At 61.2% G+C, this 5,987-nt stretch carries 6 protein-coding genes; 5 read left to right on the forward strand and 1 reads right to left on the reverse strand.

All coding sequences use genetic code 11. The features are described from left to right. The coding region (locus EN939_RS17690; RefSeq protein ID WP_127269047.1) for a sugar ABC transporter substrate-binding protein at positions 1-994 on the reverse strand (994 nt) is incomplete at its 3' end. A 219-nt stretch (positions 995-1,213) separates the two neighbouring features. On the opposite strand from EN939_RS17690, the gene EN939_RS17695 reads away from it, so the two are divergent. From EN939_RS17695 to EN939_RS17720, 5 genes are all read left to right on the forward strand, one after another. After that, on the forward strand, positions 1,214-1,888 hold the full coding sequence (locus EN939_RS17695; protein ID WP_013533053.1) for a GntR family transcriptional regulator: 675 nt from the start codon (positions 1,214-1,216) through the stop codon (positions 1,886-1,888). A gap of 283 nt (positions 1,889-2,171) precedes the next feature. After that, on the forward strand, positions 2,172-2,999 hold the full coding sequence (locus EN939_RS17705) for a phosphogluconate dehydrogenase C-terminal domain-containing protein (protein ID WP_127269048.1): 828 nt from the start codon (positions 2,172-2,174) through the stop codon (positions 2,997-2,999). 328 nt (positions 3,000-3,327) lie between these two features. Continuing rightward, positions 3,328-4,269: a D-ribose ABC transporter substrate-binding protein gene (locus tag EN939_RS17710; RefSeq protein ID WP_127269049.1), complete on the forward strand. Its 942-nt coding sequence runs from the start codon at positions 3,328-3,330 to the stop codon at positions 4,267-4,269. A gap of 95 nt (positions 4,270-4,364) precedes the next feature. Next, a complete protein-coding gene (locus EN939_RS17715; protein WP_127269050.1) occupies positions 4,365-5,009 on the forward strand; it encodes a DUF2291 family protein in 645 nt (214 codons plus the stop codon). Beyond that, positions 5,006-5,987, forward strand: a 982-nt coding sequence (locus tag EN939_RS17720; protein ID WP_164751051.1) for a sugar ABC transporter ATP-binding protein, incomplete at its 3' end; no start/stop codon positions are given. The genes EN939_RS17715 and EN939_RS17720, both read left to right, overlap by 4 nt.

A 5,987-nucleotide genomic window follows, 5' to 3' on the forward strand; every position in this document is an offset into this window, starting at 1 on the left:
CCCATGTGCCTTCGTCGCACAGCTTGATCGTCTCGTTGGTGACGACCGGCAGCGGCAGGATGGTGGTCTTAGGCACGTCCTTGCCTTCGATCGCCTCGACGGCAAGCTTCAGCGCCAGCGCACCCGAATAAGGCGGCGAGGCGTAGGAAATGCGTTGTGCGCCGGCCGGCGCGTAGGGCGCGGCCGCGCCTTCGACTTCGGTGCCCTCCGGCAGCATCTGGATGCGGCCGCCATTGGAACCTTCGCCGGCGCAAGGCAGGAGTTCGCTGGTCTTCTTGCCAGCCTCGAGCTGCATCGAGTTGGCGGTGAAGCAGCCGACCTGCATCCACAGCCCGTTGATGTCGTCCCAATTGCGGGTGGCCAGGATTTTCGAGAGCTCGGTGCGGGCGACCGCCTGGCTCCACATGCCGACAGCCTCGCCGATGATCTTGATATCAGGATATTTGGCGAAGACTTCCTTGGCGGCTTTTGTCCGCTGATCGTCGACGGATGTTCCCGGGACACCCGTGATGGCGATGATGTTGCCCTTGCCGTTGAGCTTCTTGACCAGCCATTCGGCGGTCACCCTGCCGGCTTCCAGCTGGTCGATGTGGACGTTGTAGGCACAAGGCTCGGTGATCTCGGCGTCGTAGGCAAAGACCTTCACGCCCTTGTCGCAGGCATTCTTGACGACCTGGTTGAGCGCGGTCGGGGAAATCGGATACACGACGATCGCCTCGGCGCCGCTTTGCACCATCGCGTTGATCTGCTGAATCTGGCGTTGCGCGTTGGGGCCAGCGACCTGGACCTGCAGGTCGACCTTGTCGGCCAGGCTCTTGTGGGCGGCCATGGCCTTGACCATGTTGGCCGCCTCCGCCTGCCAATCATTGCCGATGTAGCTCATGCTGAGAAAGATCTTGTGCTTCTCGGCTGCCTGCGCGGCGGACAGGCCGAAGGCGCATGCAGCCATCCCAGCCAGCAGCGCGAGCCGCCGGACTTTCGATCCGATACCCATGTGAAACTCCTCCCAAACAGAACGACCGAATGCCTCCCAAGGGCACAAAACGTAACCCTTGCCATTCGATGCCAGCGACCGTAACATCGTTTGATCAAATATCAATGATGAAATCGTTTATATCAAAACGGGCTATGTCGGCCGCTTGACGTGGCACCACGAACCTTGCATTCCCAGACAAGCAATAGTGTCGCCCTTGGGCGGGAAGGTTGACCGGAGATGGCTGGATCGGCGTTCAGGAAGCCTGGTGTCGAGATCATTCCACTGTCCAAGGAAACTCTGCAGGACCGGGTCTACAATCAGGTCACCGAACTGATCCTCGACGGCAGCATCGTACCGGGCGAGATGGTCACGGTTCAGAGCCTCGCCGACGCCTTTGGCGTCAGCCCGATGCCGGTCAGGGAAGCGCTGCGGCGCCTGACGGCAGCCAACGCGCTCACTGTGGTATCCGGACGCTCCATTGGTATTCCGGCGCTCAGCCGCGAGCGGCTCACCGATTTGCGCAATGTACGTTTTGAGATAGAGGCCATCGCCGCCGGCTGGGCCTCACAGAACCGGAGTGATGCGGATCTTGCGATTTTCGCGCGCGATCTGGACTCACTGGAACGCGCGAATGGCGCGGACGACGTAAAGGCCTATCTCAGGGCGAATTATACCTTCCACTTCGCAATCTACCGAGCAGCGGGATCCGAAACCCTGCTCAAGATCATCAAGGATCTATGGCTGCAGATCAGCCCCTATTTCAATATGCTGCATGGGTCCTACTCGACCGCGAACACATACCATCAACAGATGTTTGCGGCCCTGCGCGACCGGGACGAGCAGGCAGTTCAGGCGGCGGTTCGTGGCGATATCGATGCGGCTTTCGACATGCTGGTCGATCTTTTGAAGTAGCGCCCGGCCCGACCTCCGACCCCTATCACATGCCTCCTATTTCTGGGGATGGCAGAGCAGCGCTCATGCGCACTCAGCGGGCAAGCGCGGGCTTCTTCTGGTGATCTAGAGATCATATCCCGAGCGCGCCATCCATGATTCTCGTGCTACCGGCGGCAGCCGATGACGCGGCGAACGCATCGCATGGTCATTATCGCATTGCCAAAATCTGGTAGCGTGATTATACCAGTTGATCAGTTGACGACGCGCGATGCCGTCGCCGAAGAACAGGAGTGGTGACCAGATGACAACGATTGCGCTGTTCGGGGCTGGCGGGAAAATGGGCTACCGCCTGTCGACCAATTTTCGCGGGTCGCCCTACACGATACGCCATGTCGAGGTCAGCGATGCCGGCCGCGAACGGCTGAAGACCGGACTGGGTTTCGATACGGTCAGTGCCGACGAGGCGCTCAAGGACGCGGATGTGGTGATCCTGGCCGTTCCCGACACGCATATCGGCAAGGTAGCGGCCAGCATCGAGAGCAAGCTGGCGCCAGGCACGATGGTGGTGGTGCTCGACGCGGCGGCACCTTTCGCCGGCCATCTGCCGAAGCGGCCTGACCTCACCTATTTCGTCACTCACCCCTGCCATCCGCCGATCTTCAATGACGAGACCGACATGGCAGCCAAGAAGGACTATTTCGGCGGCGTGAAGGCCAAGCAGCACATGGTCAGCGCCCTGATGCAGGGCCCGGAAGAGGACTACGCCAAGGGCGAGGCGATCGCGAAGATCATATGGGCGCCGGTGATGCGTTCGCACCGCGTCAGCGTCGAACAGATGGCGCTGCTCGAGCCTGGCCTTTCGGAGACGGTGTGCGCCTCGTTGCTGGTGGTCATGAAAGAAGCCGTCGACGAGGTCGTGGCGCGCGGCGTCGACCAGCAGGCGGCACTCGACTTCCTGCTCGGCCATATGAACGTGCTCGGCGCCGTCATTTTCGGCGAGACCAAGGGCGTTTTCTCCGACGCATGCAACAAGGCGATCGAGTTCGGCAAGCCGGTGCTGATGCGTGACGACTGGAAGCGCGTGTTCGAACCGGAAGAGATCGCCGCCAGCATTCAGCGGATCACCTGAGAGAAGACAGGTGCTTGACGCAGCACCTCGAAGGCCCGGCATGCCATTGCCGATCCTCGGTTTTGGTAGCTCATCAGGTACATGTCACCTGAATTTGTGGTTGACTCATCATACCAGTTGGCTTAGCTGTTCATGGCTCGGATCGACAAGGTTTCGCAGGGAGCACGATGCCTGGGCAAGTGGAGGATGGCTGGGGAGCAACGATCCGTCCTGGGTAAGCCGGCAACGGTTTTCGACCCAAGCGATCCGCGGCCCGCGCTGCCTGACGAATTCGGATGCAGACAAAGCCATTGGCCGATCAAGGCAATTTTTCAAACGGGAGGACTTCATGAAACTCACACGCAGAATGACGCTTGCGGCTTTCGCCGGCATGCTGGCGCTTGGCACGGCAGTGCCCGCCTATGCGGCGGATCTCATCGCCATTATCACGCCCTCACACGACAATCCGTTCTTCAAGGCGGAAGCCGTCGGCGCGGAAGCCAAGGCCAAGGAACTCGGCTATGAGGCGCTGGTGCTGGTCCATGACGACGACGCCAACAAGCAGTCCGAGCTGATCGACACCGCGATCGGCCGCGGTGCCAAGGCGATCATCCTCGACAATGCAGGCGCGGACGCCACCGTCGCCGCCGTGCAGAAGGCCAAGGATGCGGGCATTCCGTCCTTCCTGATCGACCGCGAGATCAACGCCACCGGCGTGGCCGTGGCGCAGATCGTCTCCAACAACTACCAGGGCGCCCAGCTCGGCGCGCAGGAATTCGTCAAGCTGATGGGCGAGAAGGGCAATTTCGTCGAACTGGTCGGCAAGGAATCCGACACCAATGCCGGCATTCGTTCCAAGGGTTATCACGACGTCATCGATGACTATCCGGACCTGAAGATGGTTGCCCAGCAGTCGGCCAACTGGAGCCAGACGGAAGCCTATTCCAAGATGGAATCGATCCTGCAGGCCAACCCCGACATCAAGGGCGTGATCTCCGGCAACGATACGATGGCGATGGGCGCCTATGCGGCACTTGCCGCGGCGAACCGCAAGGACGTCATCGTCGTCGGCTTCGACGGATCGAACGACGTACGGGACTCCATCGCGTCGGGCGGTATCAAGGCAACCGTGCTGCAGCCGGCCTTCGCGCAGGCGCAGATGGCGGTCGAGCAGGCCAACGACTTCATCAAGAACAAGAAGTCGCCGGCCAAGGAAAAGCAGTTGATGGACTGCGTTCTGATCAATGGCGACAATGCCGCCAAGCTGGAGACCTTCGCGCTGACGAACTGAGCCAGCGTGATTTCAATAGCGAGGGGCGAACATCGGTTTTCGCCCCTCGCCGCCATTTTCCGTGGGCCGCCCACGATGCTGAACGACAGGCCGCCATGCTGAACACCAAGCCGAACTGGCCGACCCTTACCGTAATGGTCGGCATCAGCCTGACCGCCTGCAAGATCCTGCCTACGAAATCGGAAGCCGGAGACAACGCTCCCGCCTTCAATCCAGACAAGATGGTCGAAGAGACATGGGCGGCAAAGGTCGTGCCCTATCTCCAGCAGAAAGCCGGACCGTTTGCGCAGGTTCACACCCTGGCGACAACCGATCCATCGGCTGCCGGCGCCAAATACGGCAATCCGAACAAGCAGGCGAATTCGCCTTGGACTTTCGCGGTTCGCCTGGAAGGCAAGATCGTCACGGCCAACACGCAGTCGCGGGCAGCAACCGTCGACGTCGATATCGACGGCGACGGCAAAGCCGATGCACGAGTGCAGATCGGACCGGCGGTGCGCGGTACCGCGCTGCGCGACAGCCTGGACTTCATCCAGTTCAACGACTTCACCAACCAGATCGACTTCGCCCAGTTCGGCAAGGCGTTCAACGCTTATGCCGACAAGACGGTGCTCTCCAAGCTGCCACGCGATGCGCTGGAAGGCCGCAGCGCCAAGGTGCTCGGCGCCTATACGCTGGGGAGCGGCCAGGACCTGCCGCTGGTGACGCCGGCGGAGGCAGAGATCGGGCCGAAACCATGAGCGCGACAGCTGAGCGCGAAATCATCCTGAAGCTCGAGGACGTCTCCAAGGTCTATTCCGGCACCGTTGCGGTCAAGCGCGCCAATTTCGAGGTGCGCAAGGGCGCGGTCAACGTGCTGGTCGGTGAAAACGGCGCCGGCAAGTCGACGCTGATGAAGATCATCGCCGGTGTCGAACGGCCGACCGCCGGCCGCATCCTGCTGGAAGGTGAAGAGGTTTCCTTCTCCTCGTCCGCGGACGCGGTGAACCGCGGCATCGGCATGGTGTTCCAGGAGCTGAACCTGTTCGGCAATATGTGCGTCGCCGAGAATATTTTCGCCACCCGGGAGATCACCAACCGCTTCGGCAAGATCGACCGCGAGCAACAGGAAAACCGCGCTGCGGAATTTCTGGAACGCCTGCAAGCCGGCATACGGCCAGACATGCTGGTTGAGGATCTGCGCATCGGTCAGCAGCAGCTGGTCGAGATCGCCAAGGCGGTCTCGCTCGACGCGCGCATCCTGATCATGGACGAGCCGACCTCGGCGCTGAGCGCTGCGGAAGTCGAGATCCTGTTCAAGGTGATCGCCGACCTCAAGGCACGCGGCGTGGCGATCGTTTATATCTCGCACCGGCTCGAAGAGCTGATCCGCATCGGCGACTACATCACCGTGCTGCGTGACGGCCGCATCACCGGCCAGGAAGAGATGAAGAACGTCGACACGCAATGGATCGTTCGCCAGATGATCGGCTCCGACGCCAAGGACTTCGCCAAGGCCGACGGCCATCTTCCGGGAGAAGAGATTTTTCGTGCCGAGGAGATCTGCCTGCCCCGCGCCACCGGCGGACTTGCCGTCGACCATGTCTCGTTGTCGCTGCGTGCCGGCGAGATCCTCGGCATTTACGGCCTGATGGGCGCCGGGCGCAGCGAGCTGTTCGACTGCATCATGGGCCGTCACGGCCATTCGACGGGCGAGATCTTCATTGGCGGTATAAAGG

Source organism: Mesorhizobium sp. M7A.F.Ca.CA.002.05.1.1 (genome assembly GCF_003998335.1).
GTDB lineage: Bacteria > Pseudomonadota > Alphaproteobacteria > Rhizobiales > Rhizobiaceae > Mesorhizobium.